This is a genomic window from Thermophilibacter immobilis, from assembly GCF_015277515.1.
In the GTDB taxonomy this organism is placed as follows: domain Bacteria; phylum Actinomycetota; class Coriobacteriia; order Coriobacteriales; family Atopobiaceae; genus Thermophilibacter; species Thermophilibacter immobilis.
In genome coordinates, this window is record NZ_CP063767.1 from 832886 (window position 1) to 849279 (window position 16394).

The following is a 16394-nucleotide window of genomic DNA, read 5'->3' on the forward strand; positions in this document are numbered from 1 at the left end:
AACCGAGGACGGGGAGGTCGGTCATGGACCAGGAAACAACCGAGAAGAAGAGGGAGGGGCAGAGGGGTGGCGAGATGGGTCGCTACGTGGCCAAGCGCCTGATCATGGCGCTCGTCACCCTGTTCGTCATCCTGCTCATGCTCTTCCTGCTTCTCTCATTCATGCCGGGCTCCCCGTTCAACAATGAGGAGAAGCTGTCCCCTGATCAGATTGCCCAGCTCAGGGCCTACTACGGCCTGGACAAGCCGCTCATGGAGAGATTCTTCATCTACGTGGGCAACATGCTGCACGGCGACTTCGGCGTCTCCTACAACATCCAGACGAACATGCCCATCGCGCAGATGGTGGGCCCGCGCATCGCGGTATCGGTGGGGATCGGACTGGAGGCGGGCGTCATCGGTGCGCTCATCGGGATCGTCCTCGGCATCGTGGCGGCCCTCAAGCAGCGCTCGGGGTGGGACACGGCGGCTACCATCATCGCGGTTCTCGGCGTGAGCCTGCCGTCCTTCGTCTTCGCCCTGGCGCTCTCGTACTTTCTGGGCTTCAAGCTCAAGCTCTTCCCGCTCATCTACAATACGGCGCAGCCCCTGGCCTCGTCGGTCCTGCCCGTGATAGCGCTCTCCATGTTCACGCTCGCGAGCGTCGAGCGCTACACCCGCTCCGAGATGGTGAGCATCATGGACTCCGACTTCATGATGCTCGCCAAGTCAAAGGGGCTTCCCAGGGCCAAGCTCGTCATCCACCACGCGCTCAGGAACATGCTCATCAGCGTCATCACGGTGCTCGTTCCCCTGCTCGTGGGGCTCATGACCGGAAGCCTGGTCATCGAGAAGATCTTCTCGATACCGGGGCTGGGGAGCCTCTACATCACCGCCATCCAATCCAACGACTACAACGTGGTGCTCGCGATCAGCTTCATCTACAGCGTGATGTTCATCTTTGCCATGCTCATGGTGGACGTCCTCTACGTGGTGATCGATCCGCGCATCCGCATAACGGGGGACAAGTAAATGGAGGCCCAGACATATGCGGCGGACGCGACCGACGACGGCCTGTTCCAGCTGAGCCGCTCCGAGCACGCCGAGGCGGCCGAGCGCGAGTACGCGGACTACTCCTATGGCCGCGAGATACTCAACCGCTTCCTCGCCAACAGGGGCGCCACCGTCTCCATCGTGATCATCGCTCTGGTGGTGGTCGTGGCCCTCATCGCCCCGGCCGTGAGCCCCTACACCTACTACGACACCAACTCGGCTCAAGCCAACCTGCCGCCCCGTGTTCCCGGCCTGGAGCAGATCGGCATCTGCACGGGCTACCGCGGCGGGCAGGACGCGTACGCGATGGCCGGGGCCAAGGACGACTATCACCTCTTTGGCACTGACAACCTCGGTCGCGACATCTGGACCAGGGTCTGGAGCGGCACGCGCATCTCTTTGGCCATCGCCTTGGTGGCCGTGGTCGTGGACGTGATCGTCGGGGTGGTCTACGGCCTCGTGTCCGGCTACTTCGGGGGCAAGGTGGACCTGGTGATGCAGCGCATCACGGAGGTCCTGAGCTCGATTCCCCAGCTCGTCATAGTCACGCTCATGATCGTGGTCCTGAAGCCGGGGTTGGGCAACATCGTGATCGCCCTGTTCATCACTGGGTGGATCGACATGAGCCGTATCGTGCGCGCCCAGGTGCTCAAGCTCAAGAACCAGGAGTTCGTGCTGGCGGCGCGCACGCTCGGTGTGGGGTCGCGTGACATCATCTTCCACGAGATCCTCCCGAACTCGCTCGCGCAGATCATCGTGACCTTTATGTTCTCGGTCCCCAATGCCATCTTCCTCGAGGCCTTTCTCGCCTTCGTGGGTCTGGGCATCCCGGCTCCCACGGCGTCTCTGGGCGTCCTCATCAACGACGGCTACAAGGCGGCCACCATCTTCCCGTATCAGGTGCTCATCCCCGTCGTCGTGCTCGCCCTGCTCATGCTCGGGTTCAACCTCTTCGGTGACGGCCTGCGCGACGCGATCGATCCGGAAAGGTCGTAGGTCCCATGTCCAAGAAACGTCGCCAGATACTGCGCATGCGTGACCTGAGGGTCTCGTTCAAGACCGCCAACGGCATCGTCCAGGCGGTCCGGGGGGTCGACCTGGATGTCTTTCGCGGGGAGACCGTGGCCATCGTGGGCGAGTCGGGCTCGGGCAAGTCCGTGACCGTCAAGCAGGTCATGGGCATCCGCGCCCACAACGAGGTCGTCGACTCCGGGACCGCCGAGTTCACCTACACGGACGACTCCGGCGCCGAGAGGACCGTGGACCTCATGGCCCTCTCGGACAAGGAGATGGTCGCCCTCAAGGGAGACCACATTGCCATGGTCTTCCAGGACCCGCTCACCTCGCTCGACCCCACGATGACCATCGAGCGACAGCTCGCCGAGGGCATCGTCCATCACACGGGCCTGAGGGGGGACGCCCTGCACCGGCGCTGCGTCGAGCTTCTCGACCTAGTGGGCATCACCGACGTCGAGGCGCGCCTCGCGAGCTACCCGCACCAGCTCTCGGGAGGCATGCGCCAGCGCGTGGTCATTGCCATCGCGCTGTCGTGCGATCCCGACCTGCTCATCTGCGACGAGCCCACCACGGCCCTCGACGTGACGATCCAGGCCAGGATCTTGGAGCTCATCCTCGAGCTCCAGAGAAAGCTCGACATCGCCGTGATCTTCATCACGCACAACCTGGGCGTGGTGGCCAAGGTCGCCGACTACGTCAACGTCATGTACGCCGGCAAGCTCGTGGAGGCCGGGACCACCGCCGACGTGTTCTTTGACCCGCGCCACCCCTACACTTGGGGGCTGCTCTCCAGCATGCCCTCGGTGAGCGCCCGGCGCGAGGAGCGCCTCTTCACGATCAAGGGCAACCCCCCGAACCTCCTGAACGAGGTGGTGGGAGACGCCTTTGCCCCGCGCAACCCCTATGCGCTCGACATCGACTTCGTCAAGGAGCCTCCCCGGTTCAAGATCAGCGAGCATCACTGGGCGGCCACCTGGCTGCTCGACCCGCGCGCGCCCAAGGTCGAGATGCCCCCGCAGCTCGCGGAGCGCATCGCCCAGATGAGGGATGAAGGGAGCGTCGCGTGATGACGGACGCCACGACGGTCGACCAGGCAGAGACCCTGACAGGCGAGAAGCCCCTGCTGAGCGTCAGGGACCTCAAGCAGCACTTCAAGATTCCGGGCGGCAACGTGGTGAGGGCCGTCGACGGCATCTCCTTCGACATCTATCCCGGGGAGACCTTCGGCCTCGTGGGGGAGTCGGGCTCCGGGAAGTCCACCACGGGCCGAGCCGTGATTCGCCTGGACGACATAACTTCGGGCTCGATTACCTTCGAGGGGCATGACATCTCGGGCAGGCTTGCCCCCGAGGTTGAGACGATGCTGCGCTCCGACATGTCCATGGTCTTTCAGGACCCCATGGCCTCGCTCAACCCCCACCACAAGGTCATCGACACCATCGCCACGGGCTTGGACGCGCACTTTCCCAAGATGGACCGCAGCGAGCGCGCCGAGCGCGTGTACCAGATGATGGACCGCGTAGGGCTCTCCCGCTCGCAGGCCAACCGCTATCCCAGTCAGTTCTCCGGCGGTCAGCGCCAGCGCGTGGGGCTTGCCCGGGCCCTCATCATGGACCCCCGGCTCGTCGTGGCCGACGAGGCCATCTCCGCCCTCGACGTCTCCATTCAGGCGCAGGTCGTGAACCTCATGAAAGACATTCAGGAGGAGATGGGCACGGCGTATCTGTTCATCGCGCATGACCTCTCCATGGTGCGTTACATCTCGCACAGGATTGCGGTCATGCACCTGGGCCACATCGTCGAGACGGGCTTCACGGACGAGATCTTCTCGGCCCCCGTCCATCCGTACACCAAGTCGCTCATCTCGGCCATCCCGCGCTTCAACCCCGAGACCGAGCGGACGCGCAAGCCGCTCGTCTACGACGTCGGCGCCGCGGGCATCCGCTATGATGAGGGAACGTACCATCCCATGACCTCAAGTCACAGCGTCCTGGCTACCGACGAGCAGTTTGAGGAGTGGACTCGTTAGGACTCTTATCGTTGGGGGAAGCCATGGCAGGGCAGGGGAGCATCCTCAGGAAGCGTCGCGAGTTCGCCCTCGACTCCACCACCAACGGTCTGCTCTACCTTCAGCTCGAGACTGAGCTCAAACAGCGCATCCTTGATGGTCACTACGCGGTGGGGGAGCGCATCCCCACGGAGCCCGAGCTATGTCGCTCGTCGGGCATGAGCCGCATCACCGTGCGCCGCGCCGTGCAGGACCTGGTCGAGGAGGGCCTCCTGCGCAAGGTGCAGGGACGCGGGACCTTTGTGGCCATTCCCAAGCACGTCCTGGGCATGCACGAGCCCGAGAGTCGCGGCTTTGGCAGCGAGCATGGCCTCGACGGGATCGCTCACCGGCAGGTGCTCGAGAAGGGCGCCGAGCACGCCGATGCGGAGCTGGCCCGGCTCCTGGGCATCGACGAGGGAGCGGAGGTCTACTTCGTACGCCGGCTCATCTGCGAGGAGGACTTCCCCATGGCGATTGACAACCTCTTCGTCTCCGCGGAGCTCTTCCCGGGGCTCCTGGACCTGATGGCCGACGAGGTCTCGTTCTACGGGCTCGTCGACGAGCACTACGGCTACGAGTTCGGCATGGAGGACCTCACGCTCGACGTGTCCATGGCCCGCGGCGACGAGGGCGAGCTCCTACAGTGCCCCGGCGGGTCGTCCCTCTTCATCCTGAAGAAGTGCATGGAGCGCGCGGATGGGATCCCCCTGCACTACTCCAAGTCCATCGTCCGTGGCGACCGCGTGACCTACCACTTCCAGGTCGACAAGAAGGGTCGCGTGGTCAATCGCGGCAAGGAGTTCTCTCTCACGGTGGGGGACTAGGGCGCGCGGCGCGGCGGGCCGTGGCGGCGTTTCTCGTCCCGTCCCGGTCCCCTTCTCCCGCTTGTGCGGCCGCAAAACTCGGAGACGGGCTGCTGCGCGACATCCCCTCTGCGTTTATGCAGGTAGAGGAGTCGTTGGTTTTTGTCAGTCGAGAAGTTCTGTCATGTGCGGCCGCACAAACGGCAGCTGCGGAAGGGGGCGGTCTGTGAGCATTGTCTCGAACCCGCCCTACGAGAAGGCGCGGTGAATCTTCTCGCGACCGGCGCCGTCCGTGAAGGCGATGACGCTGTCGCTCTCGGCGAGCACCGTATCTCCGTTGGGGATGAGAATCTCGTCGCCGCGCTCGACGGCCACTAGGACCGTCTGGTCCGGGAGCTCGACGTCTTTGATCATGTGCCCGCAGGCCCGCGAGCCGGGGCGTACCTCGACCTGCACGATGGCGTGCTCCTGCGAGCCCAGCCCCAGCCTCATGAGGGTGTAGACGTCCTTGAGGTCGAGCCCCTCCCGCACGAAGCGCGCGAGGATGTCGGCCTGGTTGACGCCCACGTCGACGCCCATGCCCGGGGTGAACATCCAGGAGTTTCGGGGGTTGTTCACGCGCGCGATTACGCGTTGCACGCCGTACTCCATCTTGGCTAGCATGGAGACCACGAGGTTGACCTCGTCAGCACCCGTGACCGCAACCACGACGTCCGCCGTGAGGATGCCCGCGGCCTCGAGCGTGGCGGCGTCCGAGCCGTTGCCGCACACGACAACTCCCGCGCCGAGCGCGCCCTCGAGCCGCGTGACCTGGCCGCGGCGCTGCTCGACCACGTGTACGACATGGCCGTCTCCCCCCAGAAGCGAGGCGAGGTAGGAGCCGGTCTGGCCGCCGCCCACGATGATGATGTTCATGTTGCGTTCCTCCCTACTCGGACAGGCCGAGCATGTAGGCGAACTTCTCAGAGGCTCCCGACGCCACGGCCGCGTAGACGATGTCGCCGTGCTCGAACACGGTCCCCATGAGGGGGATGAACGTGTCGTTGCTGCGGCTCACGGCCACGACCGAGATCTCGCTGAGCGCCGTGAGCTCCCTGACCGTCCGACCCTCGAGCAGGGCCGGAACATCGGCGCGCACGACGCGCACCCCGTCGTGGCCCATGCCGAAGACGGTGTCCAGCTGATGGTAGGTGAGCAGCTCACTCGCGCGCCGGATGCCCCAGTCTGTGGTGGAGACGGTCTGTATCCCGAGGCGGCGGTAGGTGTCGGCCTTGTTGGTGTCGTACAGGCGCGCAATGACGCGCGGGACCCGAAAGACGCTTCTGGCCACGTGCGCGACGACTATGTTGGCCTCGTCGGAGGTCGTGCAGGCGACCACGGCGTCCGCGCGCTCGACCTTTGCCTCCTCGAGGACGTCGTGGTCGAAGCCCACGCCCCGGACGGTGTCCCCAGCGAAGTCTGCCCCCAGGCCCTCGAAGGTCTCCGGGTTGGTGTCGATGGCGACGACGTGCGCCCCCTGCCTGCTGAGCTTGGTGGCCAGTCCCGTGCCCATGCGCCCGAGCCCGACGACGATGACGTTCATCTTGGCCCTACCTCCCCTCGGCCCGCGACGTCGCGGGCCTCCTCATCTGATTGTGACGCTTGCGGACGATCGCCTTGCGCAGCTCCTCCATAAGGAGGATGACGGGTGGCAGAAGGCACAGAAACGCGTAGTCCAAAGGAGCCAGGGGCGACGTGTGGAAGATCTCCCGGAGCGGGGGAACCACGCTGAGAAGCACGACGAGGAAGACCTCGAAGACAATGCCCAGATTGATCTGGCGGTTGGAGAAGAGGCCCACCGAGAAGACCGAGTCGGTCTCGGTGCGGCAGTTCCACACCTCGCCTATCTGGGAGAACACGATGGCCGCGAGCGCCATGGTCGTAGCGCGCACGTAGGCGGGGTCGAGGTCGGCTCCCACCCCGAACAGGGTCATCCCCGGCCTCCAGCCGCCCTGGAGCTGCGCGAAGAAGTAGGCCGCGAGGCTCGCCGCCGCGCCGAGAAGTCCGTACCACAGAAAGGCCCTAGCTACGACGCGGCGGTTGAGCAGCGACTCGTGCGGATCGCGCGGCGGCCTTCCCATGACGTCGGCCTCGGGAGGCTCGCAGCCCAGGCCCAGCGCGGGCATCATGTCGGTGCCCAGGTCGATGGTCAGGATCTGCATGGTGGTAAGCGGCAGCGGGACCACGCCTGCGGAGAGCAGGTAGACCGCCGAGGGGACGGCCTCGGGGACGTTTGAGTTCAGGATGTACATCATGAACTTGCGGATGTTGGCGTAGACGGCGCGCCCCTCCTCGATCGCGTGGACGATCGAGGCGAAGTTGTCATCGGTGAGGATCATGTCCGCGGCCTCCTTGGCCACGTCGGTCCCCGTGATGCCCATGGCCACGCCGATGTCGGCCTTCTTGAGCGCGGGCGCGTCGTTGACGCCGTCGCCCGTGACGGCCACGATGTCGCCCATCGCCTGGAGCATGGAGACCACGCGCAGCTTCTGCTCGGGAGCCATGCGCGCGAAGACCACCTCGTCCATGAGCGCCTCCCTGAGCTCGGCGTCATCCATCTTCTCGAGTTCAAGGCCCGAGATGACGCGCGGGTCGGCGCCCTGGACGATGCCAATCTTGCGCGCGATGGAGACGGCCGTGAGGCCGTAGTCGCCCGTGATCATGACCACGCGAATCGACGCGCGCCGGCACTCGGCTACGGCGGCGGCCACCTCGGGGCGCGGCGGGTCCTGCATGATGAGAAGGCCGACGAAGGTGAGGTGGCGCTCGATGGTATCTGGGGCGTAGTCGCTTATCGCGGACGGGACGCTCGGGTCGTCGGGGGAGAGGGGGCGGTACGCCAGGGCGAGGACGCGCAGGCCCTCCCTGGCGTAGCGGTCGTTGGCGTCCATGATGGCCTGCCGCTCCTCGTCGCTCATCTCGACGCTCGAGCCGTTCCTTCGGATGCGCTCGGACAGCCGCACGACCTCGTTGGGGGCGCCCTTGACGTAGGCGACGCGCCTGGCGCCGTCAATCGGCTCGCTAAGCTGGTGGACGGTGGTCATGCGCTTGCGTCGGCTCTCGAAGGGCAGCTCGCGCACGCGTGGCGTCTCCTTCTCCTGCGCGGCGGGATCTATCCCGGCCTTCCTGCAGGCGGTGAGCAGGCAGGCCTCCGTGGGGTCGCCCAAGACGGCGTAGCGGCCGCCCTCCTTCTCGGGGACGAGCAGGCGGGCGTTGGAGCACAGGGCTCCGCCGACCACGAGCAGGCGCAGGTCCTCGTCGTCTGACGCGGACCAGGTGCGTCCCTCGGACGTGAGCTCGCCCGTGGGCGCGTAGCCCACGCCCGTGACCTCGTACTCGCGGCTCACGGTCCATAGGTGGTTCACGGTCATCTCGTTTTGGGTGAGGGTGCCGGTCTTGTCGGTGCAGATGACGCTCGTCGAGCCCAGTGCCTCGACGGAGGAGAGCTTCTTGACCAGGGCGTTGCGCCTGCTCATGCGCTGGACGGCCATGGCCAGGGAGAGCGTGACCGTGGGGAGGAGCCCTTCGGGGATGAAGGCGACGATCATGCCCAGGGCGAAGATGAACGACGTGGCGAGCCCGTTGTGCACGAACAGCACGTCGAGCAGGAAGAAAACCGCGCCCATAGCGAGCGCGAACAGCGTGACCTGCTTGGTGAGGCGGTCGAGCTGCTTCTGCAGGGGGCTCTGGACATCCTCCATGCTCTGCGTGAGATGGGCGATCTTGCCGAACTCGGTGTCCATGCCTATGCTCGTGACCACGACGCGGCCGTTGCCCTCGGAGACCGACGTCCCGGCGAAGACGAGGTTGGGCGTCTCGGCGCGGGTGAGGTCCTTCTCGAGCACGGCGTCCGCGGACTTGCGCGCGGGACTGGACTCGCCCGTGAGCGTGGACTGGTCGACCTGCAGGTCGCTCGCACGGACCACGCGCGCGTCCGCGGATATCTTGTCGCCCTCGGCGAGCAGCATGACGTCGCCCACGACGAGGTCTTCTGCAAGGATCTTCTGCTCGGTTCCGTCGCGCACGACGCTGGCATAGGCCGGAAGCATCTTCTTGAGCGCCTCGGTGGCCTTGCTCGCGCGCGCCTCCTGCCAGAAGCTGAAGCAGCCGTTGATGACGTTCACGAGCCACACGGCCACTCCCAGCTCGGGCATGCCGGCCAGGAAGGCGATGATGCCGGCCGCCCACAAAAGAATCGCCATGAGGTGCGTGAAGTTGGAGAGAAACGCGAGGACGGGAGACCTCCTCTTGGCCGCCTCGATCAGGTTCTTGCCGCCTGTGGCCTGGCGGCTCTCGGCCTCGTGCTGCGTGAGGCCGGCAGGCGAGGTCTCGAGTGCCGAGAAGACCCTGTCGCCGATTAGCTCGCTGACGTCCTCTGACGCCACAGCCCTTGACTCGTCCAACGAGTGCCCATCCTTTCTGGGACGGCCGCGCGGCCTTAGCCGCAGTGTGCGACGCCGCCCGCGCCCGCTTTGACAACGCGGTCGATAAGATTAGCCATTTTTCAGACAGATGCGCGAGGGCTTTGGAACGCCACGTCTCGGGCATAAAGATGAATAAAGATGCTCGGGCACCTGGGCGTCGCGTGGCGGTGCGTGGCCCGAGCGGCGTCTCGCGGGCCTCTACGAGACGCGCATCATCCGGTAGCCGATTCCCACGTGCGTCTGTATGTAGCACGGGTGCGCGGGGTCCGTCTCGATTTTCTTGCGCAGGGTCCCCATGAAGACGCGAAGCGACGCCAGGCAGCTCTCCTGGGTGGACCCCCACACCTCGCGCAGCAGGTACTGGTGGGTGAGGACCTTGTCGACATTCTTGCACAGAAGACAGAGCAGCTTGAATTCGATGGGGGTGAGGTGGAGCTCCTCGCCGGCGAGCGAGGCGGTCTTGGCGACGTAGTCCACGCTGAGCTCGCCGTTGGTGAAGGTCGGCCCGGCTTCGCCGGACTGCGCGAGGTAGCTCAGGTGGCGCAGGGCCGTCCTCAGGCGCGCGAGCAGCTCTCCCACCGAGAAGGGCTTGGTGAGGTAGTCGTCCGCACCGGCATCGAGCGCGTCGATTTTGTCGGAGTCCTCGGAGCGCGCGCTGATCACGATGATGGGCGTCTGCGACCAGCTGCGGACCTGGCGGATGACCTCGACGCCGTCGAGGTCGGGGAGGCCCAGGTCGAGCAGGATCACGTCGGGGTTTGAGGTGGCCGCGCTCGCCAGCGCGGCCCGGGCGGTAGCGGCGCTCTGATGGGCGTAGCCGCGCGCCTCGAGCGTGGTGAGCATGAGGTTGCGCACGGCGGCGTCGTCCTCGACGACGAGCACGAGCGGGTCAGTCCTGGGCATCTTGCGGCATCTCCTCGAGGGAAAGGGTGAAGCTGAACACGCAGCCGTGCGGGCGGTTGTCGACGAGCGAGATGGCCCCCCCGTGGGCCTCCACGATGGAGCGGCACAGGGAAAGCCCCAGTCCCACACTGCGCTGGCCGTCCGATCGCGCATGTCCGGCGGTCGAGAAGGACTCGAAGACGTGGTCTTTGTCGGCGTCCGGGATGCCCGGGCCGTCGTCGGCCACGCTCACGCGCACGAGGTCTCCGTCGCGTCCCGAGGAGATGATGACGTGCGAGCCCGCGGGGGTGTGCGCGAGGGCGTTGTTCACGAGGTTCACGATCACCTGGACGATGAGTTGGGCGTCCACGCGCACGAGCAGGACGTCCGGGGAGCCGACCACGCTCAGGTGATGCGTCTCGGTCGCGCGACCCACGTGGCGCAGGGCCTCCTCGACCAGGTCGTCCACGGTCTCGTAGGAAAGGCTAAGCCTCACGGTGCCGTCTTCGAGCCTGGTGGCGGCCAGAAGGTTCTCGACGAGGGCCTCGAGCCACTGGGCGTCGTCGTAGACGTCGGAGAGGAGCTGGCGCGCGCTCGCGGGGTCCAGAGAGGAGCCCTCGCTCAGCAGGACGTCGGCGTTTCCCGAGATGGTGGTCAGAGGCGTGCGCAGGTCATGGGAGATAGAGCGCAGGAGGTTGGCTCTGAGCTGCTCGTTTCTGGCTAGGATCGCCGCCTCCTCGCGCTCGGTCAGCGCGCGGGCGCGCTCCAGGGCCAGTGCCGCCTCGCCCACGACGGAGCTTGCGATGGTGCGCTCCTCAGGTCTCACGCCCGCGTCGCCCACGTGGACCGCAACCACCCCAAAGAGGGCGTCGGCCGAGCGGACCGGCAGGTAGAGGGCGTAGTTGTCAAGGTGTCCCGAGACGTCTCGTGTGACGTCCGCGTCCTGTGACAGGAGGAGCTGGGCGGCGTCGGGGGGGAGAGCGGTCACGGGGACGGCCTCCTCGGGGTCCGTGGCGCGTAGGGTCCGCCCCCTCGCGAGGACGCCTTGGGTGGCGGGAAACCACGTCACGTCATCGCCGAGAAGCTCCACGAGCTGGCGGCACATGACGCGGGCGATGTCATCGCTCGTGCGGCACCTCTGCAGGAGCCTCTCGCAGTCCAGGAGCACCTGCGTCCTTCGGGAGGCCATTGCCTCGGCGCTCGCGCGCTCGCGCAACTGCATGGTCAGCCAGCTCGCTACGAAGGCGACCACGAACATGACGACGAACGTGGCGGGGTACTCGGTCCCCCAGGCCTCGAGGGAGTAGCGTGGGGTGGCGAAGAAGAAGTTGAACGCCAGGACTGAGAGCGCGCTCGCTAGGAAGCAGTAGGCGCGCTTCGGCGTGGCGATGGCTGTGAGAAGAACGCCCAGCACGTACATCACGACGATGGTCGCCTCGGTGAGGCCGAGGAACTCGAAGGCGGCCGAGACGAGCGTCACTGCGGCCAGGATGCCGAGCGTCTTGGCCGCATCTGCGAGCGTGCGGCTCTCCTTGGGAAAGAGCGTCCATCTCTGCCTGTGGGGGCTGCTCGCACCCGTTTCCTTCCTGATCGGAGCCTCTTGCATTTCTCGCCTCCTCGAGCGCGACTGACTGATGATAGTTCCCCTTCCGGTGTTTGTGGAGGAACTCGCCGCGAGATTTCTCAGGGAAGCTCGAATGCGTTGTCCTAGGAGGCGAAAACGTCAAGAGCGAACTCCCAGACGCAGAGCGCCAGGAGGGCCGCGCAGATGAGAAGCACGATGCGGGACGTGACTCTGTCGAGGAAGAGAGCGTCGAGACAAGACGCGTCGGAGCCGTTTGGCCGGGTGTGGGCTACGTTCATGGATGCCCCTTTCAACGAATCCATTCGTGCGACTCGAGTAGACCGCAGGTGGCCTAAAGAGGACGTGAAGAATGGGCGCGGGGCGTAAAGACGGCGTTAAGGGAGATGGCCCGCTCTGTTGCCTTTCTGACCAGAAGCTAGACTAAGGGACGCGTACGGTCCTGGGGAGAGGAGATGGTCGCGGTGACGGACGCTCATGTGGGTGCGGCCCTGGTGCCGGTGTGGCGCGGGCACGTGCTGCTCCTCGCGTGCGCGATGCTCTATCTTGCCTGGTGGGTGACGTTCTTCAGGCCCGGTGCGCAGGTGAGGGGCGTGGGCTACGCGCTGGGGGTCGCCTGCATCGTGGGGGCGGCGGCGTGCGGGCTCATCGGCGCCCCTCTGGTGGCTGGCTCCTTGGGCAGGATTCCGGGTGCCGAGGACGTGCCGCTCGCGGGGTTCCTCGTGGGTGGGGCCCTCGCCTATCTTGCGCTGCTCGCCGTCACCACGCTCGCGCTCGAGCGCCAGGCGACCACGGAGCTCGTGCTTATCGTGGCTTGGGTCGCGCTCGAGGCGTGCGTGGTCACGTGCCTTGCCGCGGCGGGCGTCGTGGGAGGCGGTGCGCGCGCGGCCCTCTACGTGCTGATTGCCCTGCTCGCGTGCGCGAGCCTCGTCTGCTACGTGCTCTACTACCGGCTTGACCCCCTGCCCGCGTTTATCGACGGGACGGTGCCGCTCGTCGCCGCGGCGATCGAGTCTGCCGTGATGCTTGCGGTGGCGCGGTAGCCCCACTCAGAGCACGCTGGAGAGCCTTCTCTCCCCTATATGACATGCGCGATGCGTCGAGGATACCAGTGGGAGGATTTTGGCTGACTTTCGCGCACTCGATGAGACGCCGTCAGGAAAACCCCTGTTGAGAAGCGAGCGTCGGGGGCCTTTCAGCATCGAGTGCGCGAAAGTCGCGACGGCAGGCGCCCGGAGCGTCTCCTAGGCGGAGACCCACGCATCGACAAGGGCATGCCACTGCGTCTCGGAGATGACCTGGGTGTCCCTCTTGCCGGACGCCGCGTTCTCGCGAGCCCTTCTCGTCTTGCCCGTCTCGCGGCCGACGGCATAGTCGGCATCTGCCTGCACCACGTAGTCGGTCTTGCCCGAGACGCTCGTCTGGGGCTTTCCCCCCAGGTCGCACACGAGCTGGCGCAGAGAGTCGCGCTCGGTCCCGTCCGAGAAGTCCCCCGTGAACACGACCCCCTTGCCCCAGAGGGGGTTGGCCTGGTCGATGTGGTCCGGGTCGGCGGGCGAGAAGTCCTTGGCGGGCCGCTCCTTGGTGAAGCCTGAGAAGACGCGCCCGAAGAAGCGCGGCGCCCCGGGGATGGTGGCGTAGAAGTCCACCACCTCCTGCGAGGTCATGAGCCAGGAGCGGCTGATCGGGCGGGTGAGATGCATCCGGTCGACGCGCCGGACGCGTGAGAGGGCCACGTAGAGCATCCCGGCGTCCCAGGCGGCGGGGTCGACCTCCACGCTGTCGTAGGTCTGCCCCCGGCTCTTGTGGATGGAGACGGCCCAGCCCAGCCTCAGGGGCAGCTGCGTGTACGCGCCCACGGTCTGGCCCACGAGCCGGTCTGTGCCGCCGCGCTGGTTGACGCCGTAGGTGAAGTAGGTCCAGGTGTTCGGCTTGACCTCGCAGGCCACGCCCTCGTCGGAGCGAAACACGACGGAGCTCGGACGCAGCTCGACCACGCTTCCCAGCTCCCCGTTGGCGAGCGAGCCCGTGTTGTAGGTCGCCATCACGCGCGCTCCGACCTTGAGGCGCAGCTCGGTTGGGGCGGGAAGCGGCTGGAACGCGTCACCGACGACCTGGCCCAGGTAGGTGCGCGCCTCTCCGGGGAGCCGGTCGAGCTCCGCGTCGTTCAGGGCGTCCACGTCGCGGTTTCTGCCCTCGATGATGACGGCGCCCTCGGGCCTCTGGGGGCACGAGCGGTCGTTGAACCAGCCGATGCAGGAGGGGTCACCCACCCGCGCCCGGTCGAGCGAGCGGGCGAAGTCCGCGTCAGGCTGGCGCACGACCTGGGTGAGGTAGTGGTTCTGGAAGTCCCACGAGGCCCAGGAGTCGGACTGAAAGGCGAACAGGCTGCGGCCCAGATCTGCGGCGTTCACGCCGAAGTGATCCGCGAGCGCGGCGCCCTGTCCCCTGTCAGCGACGGGTGGCAGCTGACAGAAGTCCCCGACGCACACGAGCTGGATGGGCTCGGGGTGCTCGGGGTTGGCTCCCAGGCGGCGCAGGGTGTTCTCGCGAGCGATGAGGGTGGAGACGGCGTCGAACACGTCGCGACGAACCATGGAGACCTCGTCGATAAGGACCGTCTCGCAGACGTGGACGGCGTCGGGCACCTCGAGCGCGGACGGGTTGACGATGGGAGCCACGGGCAGGTGAAAGGCGCTGTGGATGGTCGTGCCTCCGATGACGAGCGCGGCGCGGGCGGTGGGCGCGCAGGCGATCGTGGCCCTGTCGCGCGCGGCGAGCTCCTCGAGCACGCGGGCGATCACGAAGCTCTTGCCCGTGCCCGCCGAGCCGCTGAGAAAGACGTTCTCGCCGGACATGATGGCATCGCAGGCGACCTTCTGGCCGGGCGTGAGGGCGGGAGGGCGAGGGAGGGCGTCGAGTGGGTTCATGTGTCTTGCCCCTCCTATGTCGCGGCTTTGCCTGGTGGCAGCTCTGACGTTCCCATCTGACGTTCTCATTCCCTCTCGCATTTTGCTCGTGTTTTGCTCATGCGGCCTTGTAAAGCCGGATCCTAATAAACGCTGCTCCTATGGCCTATCTCAAGGGCTGGCACCACGAGGGTCTCGTCCCGAATCTCACAAAGCACGCGATAGTCCTCCATTCGATAGCACTATTCACCCGATTCTCGAGCGGAGTGCCTGTCTTCTTGGAGAACTACAGGCTTCACATACTAGAGACGCTTTCTGGCAGTGTCGGCGGCCTATACTCGAACCCCGCGGTAAGCATCGGGTTACTCGCGTGACGGCGTCGCACGACGACCACCTACGAGACGCTTGCGTACGAACGAAAGGCAGCACATGACCATCGCACCAACCACTAGGACCACCCCTAAGCCCATCAAGATCATCCTGCTCACGGGCTACCTCGGCGCCGGCAAGACGACGCTGCTCAACCACATCCTCTCCAACGAGCAGGGCATCCGGGCGGCGGTTCTCGTCAACGACATCGGCGAGATCAACGTCGACGCCGACCTCATAGCCAGGGGCGGCCTGTCCGAGATGGGCGGCGACCTCATCCCCATGACCAACGGCTGCCTGTGCTGCACCCTGTCCGATGACCTTTCTCGCCAGCTGGGCCAGTTCGCCGCTGCGTGCGCCTGCGACTACATTTTCATCGAGGCCTCGGGCATCTGCGAGCCCATCCCCATCGCCTACACCATCTCGAGCTACTGCGACCAAACCAAGAACGCCAGCCGCGCCCCGCTCGATCTGGACAACATCGTGGCCGTGGTGGATTGCGCGCGCATGTGGGACGAGTTCAACGGCGGCAAGGACCTTCTCGCCGACGACATCGACGAGGACGACCTGCAGAGCCTGCTCATCCAGCAGATCGAGTTCTGCACCACCGTCGTGCTCAACAAGGTCGACCGCGTCACGCGCGCGCAGGTCGACGAGCTCCGGGAGATCATCCGCAGCCTGCAGTCCGATGCCGTCATCGTCGAGGCCACCCAGGGCGACGTGCCCATGGACCAGCTCCTGGACACCGATCGCTTCGACTTCGAGAGGGCGTATAACTCCGCCTCCTGGCTCGACGCGATGGCCCACCCCGAGGAGCACGAGGACCCCGAGGTGCTGGAGTACGGCATCTCAACGTTCGTCTACGAGCGGCGTCGCCCCTTTGACATCGACAAGTTCAGCGACTTCGTGACCACGTGGCCCCAGGAGGTCATTCGCGCCAAGGGCCAGCTCTGGGTGGCGCAGGACCCGGACATGGGCTTCCTGTTCGAGCAGGCCGGTCGTCAGACCACGCTCTCGGAGCGGGGGCTGTTCATCGACTCCGCGCCCGAGGACACCAAGCGCCAGCTCATCGCCGACAATCCCGAGGTCATGGGCGACTGGGACGACGTCTGCGGCGACCGCGAGACCCGCGTCTGCTTCATCGGGCGGCACATGGACACCGAGGCCCTCGCGGACGGCCTCGACGCCTGCCTCACCGAGTGGGTGCCGGAGACGGAGTAGGGGGCGTGGCGAGAGCTGCGTTGACGCGCGAAGTTCCTCTCATCGGAATGAATACGCTGCATTCTTT

Annotated in this window: 15 protein-coding genes; 7 read left to right on the forward strand and 8 right to left on the reverse strand. The window is 66.1% G+C overall.

All coding sequences use genetic code 11. The annotated features are described in order from the left end of the window. Nucleotides 1-23: 23 nt before the first annotated feature. From INP52_RS03700 to INP52_RS03720, 5 genes are read left to right on the forward strand one after another with little or no spacing between them, the layout of a single operon-like run. Nucleotides 24-1010 carry an ABC transporter permease gene (locus INP52_RS03700; protein WP_228478408.1) on the forward strand — a complete coding sequence of 329 codons (987 nt, stop codon included), beginning with the start codon at nucleotides 24-26 and terminating at the stop codon, nucleotides 1008-1010. Beyond that, on the forward strand, nucleotides 1011-2027 hold the full coding sequence (locus INP52_RS03705; RefSeq protein ID WP_194372517.1) for an ABC transporter permease: 1017 nt from the start codon (nucleotides 1011-1013) through the stop codon (nucleotides 2025-2027). Between the two features lie 5 nt (nucleotides 2028-2032). After that, entirely contained in the window at nucleotides 2033-3115 is a 1083-nt protein-coding gene (locus tag INP52_RS03710) for an ABC transporter ATP-binding protein (protein WP_194372519.1), read from the forward strand. Next, nucleotides 3115-4077 (forward strand): ABC transporter ATP-binding protein, encoded by a 963-nt coding sequence (locus INP52_RS03715; RefSeq protein WP_194372857.1) that lies wholly within the window; start codon nucleotides 3115-3117, stop codon nucleotides 4075-4077. The genes INP52_RS03710 and INP52_RS03715 overlap by 1 nt, the downstream gene beginning before the upstream one ends. A gap of 23 nt (nucleotides 4078-4100) precedes the next feature. Continuing rightward, nucleotides 4101-4922: a GntR family transcriptional regulator gene (locus INP52_RS03720; protein ID WP_194372521.1), complete on the forward strand. Its 822-nt coding sequence runs from the start codon at nucleotides 4101-4103 to the stop codon at nucleotides 4920-4922. A 228-nt stretch (nucleotides 4923-5150) separates the two neighbouring features. On the opposite strand, the gene INP52_RS03725 is transcribed toward INP52_RS03720, so the two are convergent. The 6 genes from INP52_RS03725 to INP52_RS03750 form a co-directional block, all read right to left on the reverse strand. Then, nucleotides 5151-5816 carry a potassium channel family protein gene (locus tag INP52_RS03725; RefSeq protein ID WP_194372523.1) on the reverse strand — a complete coding sequence of 222 codons (666 nt, stop codon included), beginning with the start codon at nucleotides 5814-5816 and terminating at the stop codon, nucleotides 5151-5153. A 13-nt stretch (nucleotides 5817-5829) separates the two neighbouring features. Then, on the reverse strand, nucleotides 5830-6483 hold the full coding sequence (locus INP52_RS03730) for a potassium channel family protein (RefSeq protein ID WP_194372525.1): 654 nt from the start codon (nucleotides 6481-6483) through the stop codon (nucleotides 5830-5832). Nucleotides 6484-6490: 7 nt separating this feature from the next. After that, nucleotides 6491-9343, reverse strand: a complete 2853-nt coding sequence (locus INP52_RS03735; RefSeq protein WP_194372527.1) for a cation-translocating P-type ATPase — start codon at nucleotides 9341-9343, stop codon at nucleotides 6491-6493. Between the two features lie 219 nt (nucleotides 9344-9562). Then, the gene (locus tag INP52_RS03740; protein ID WP_194372529.1) at nucleotides 9563-10267 is read right to left on the reverse strand and encodes a response regulator; all 705 of its coding nucleotides are present in this window, start codon (nucleotides 10265-10267) and stop codon (nucleotides 9563-9565) included. Next, nucleotides 10254-11852, reverse strand: coding sequence for an ATP-binding protein (locus INP52_RS03745; RefSeq protein WP_194372531.1), 1599 nt, complete (start codon nucleotides 11850-11852; stop codon nucleotides 10254-10256). The genes INP52_RS03740 and INP52_RS03745 overlap by 14 nt, the downstream gene beginning before the upstream one ends. Before the next feature lie 101 nt (nucleotides 11853-11953). After that, complete coding sequence (locus tag INP52_RS03750) at nucleotides 11954-12109, reverse strand: hypothetical protein (protein WP_194372534.1); 156 nt, start codon at nucleotides 12107-12109, stop codon at nucleotides 11954-11956. Nucleotides 12110-12283: 174 nt separating this feature from the next. On the opposite strand from INP52_RS03750, the gene INP52_RS03755 reads away from it, so the two are divergent. Next, nucleotides 12284-12871, forward strand: a complete 588-nt coding sequence (locus INP52_RS03755; protein ID WP_194372535.1) for a hypothetical protein — start codon at nucleotides 12284-12286, stop codon at nucleotides 12869-12871. A gap of 201 nt (nucleotides 12872-13072) precedes the next feature. Here the strand turns inward: INP52_RS03755 and INP52_RS03760 are convergent, their stop codons facing one another. Together INP52_RS03760 and INP52_RS10065 are read right to left on the reverse strand one after the other, a co-directional pair. Continuing rightward, complete coding sequence (locus tag INP52_RS03760) at nucleotides 13073-14758, reverse strand: AAA family ATPase (protein ID WP_194372537.1); 1686 nt, start codon at nucleotides 14756-14758, stop codon at nucleotides 13073-13075. A 122-nt stretch (nucleotides 14759-14880) separates the two neighbouring features. Further along, nucleotides 14881-14970, reverse strand: coding sequence for a type II toxin-antitoxin system RelE family toxin (locus INP52_RS10065; RefSeq protein ID WP_332307367.1), 90 nt, complete (start codon nucleotides 14968-14970; stop codon nucleotides 14881-14883). A 196-nt stretch (nucleotides 14971-15166) separates the two neighbouring features. Between INP52_RS10065 and INP52_RS03765 the strand changes: the two genes are divergently transcribed. Beyond that, nucleotides 15167-16327: a CobW family GTP-binding protein gene (locus tag INP52_RS03765; RefSeq protein ID WP_194372539.1), complete on the forward strand. Its 1161-nt coding sequence runs from the start codon at nucleotides 15167-15169 to the stop codon at nucleotides 16325-16327. Nucleotides 16328-16394 lie beyond the last annotated feature (67 nt).

Excerpts from the sequence above, each read along its gene's own strand:
- INP52_RS10065 (WP_332307367.1), bottom strand. The coding sequence starts at position 14,970 with ATGGAGGACTATCGCGTGCTTTGTGAGATTCGGGACGAGACCCTCGTG.
- INP52_RS03745 (WP_194372531.1), bottom strand. The coding sequence starts at position 11,852 with ATGCAAGAGGCTCCGATCAGGAAGGAAACGGGTGCGAGCAGCCCCCAC.
- INP52_RS03700 (WP_228478408.1), top strand. The coding sequence starts at position 24 with ATGGACCAGGAAACAACCGAGAAGAAGAGGGAGGGGCAGAGGGGTGGC.
- INP52_RS03715 (WP_194372857.1), top strand. The coding sequence starts at position 3,115 with ATGACGGACGCCACGACGGTCGACCAGGCAGAGACCCTGACAGGCGAG.
- INP52_RS03750 (WP_194372534.1), bottom strand. The coding sequence starts at position 12,109 with ATGAACGTAGCCCACACCCGGCCAAACGGCTCCGACGCGTCTTGTCTC.
- INP52_RS03740 (WP_194372529.1), bottom strand. The coding sequence starts at position 10,267 with ATGCCCAGGACTGACCCGCTCGTGCTCGTCGTCGAGGACGACGCCGCC.
- INP52_RS03710 (WP_194372519.1), top strand. The coding sequence starts at position 2,033 with ATGTCCAAGAAACGTCGCCAGATACTGCGCATGCGTGACCTGAGGGTC.
- INP52_RS03760 (WP_194372537.1), bottom strand. The coding sequence starts at position 14,758 with ATGAACCCACTCGACGCCCTCCCTCGCCCTCCCGCCCTCACGCCCGGC.
- INP52_RS03705 (WP_194372517.1), top strand. The coding sequence starts at position 1,011 with ATGGAGGCCCAGACATATGCGGCGGACGCGACCGACGACGGCCTGTTC.
- INP52_RS03755 (WP_194372535.1), top strand. The coding sequence starts at position 12,284 with ATGGTCGCGGTGACGGACGCTCATGTGGGTGCGGCCCTGGTGCCGGTG.
- INP52_RS03765 (WP_194372539.1), top strand. The coding sequence starts at position 15,167 with ATGACCATCGCACCAACCACTAGGACCACCCCTAAGCCCATCAAGATC.
- INP52_RS03720 (WP_194372521.1), top strand. The coding sequence starts at position 4,101 with ATGGCAGGGCAGGGGAGCATCCTCAGGAAGCGTCGCGAGTTCGCCCTC.
- INP52_RS03725 (WP_194372523.1), bottom strand. The coding sequence starts at position 5,816 with ATGAACATCATCATCGTGGGCGGCGGCCAGACCGGCTCCTACCTCGCC.
- INP52_RS03730 (WP_194372525.1), bottom strand. The coding sequence starts at position 6,483 with ATGAACGTCATCGTCGTCGGGCTCGGGCGCATGGGCACGGGACTGGCC.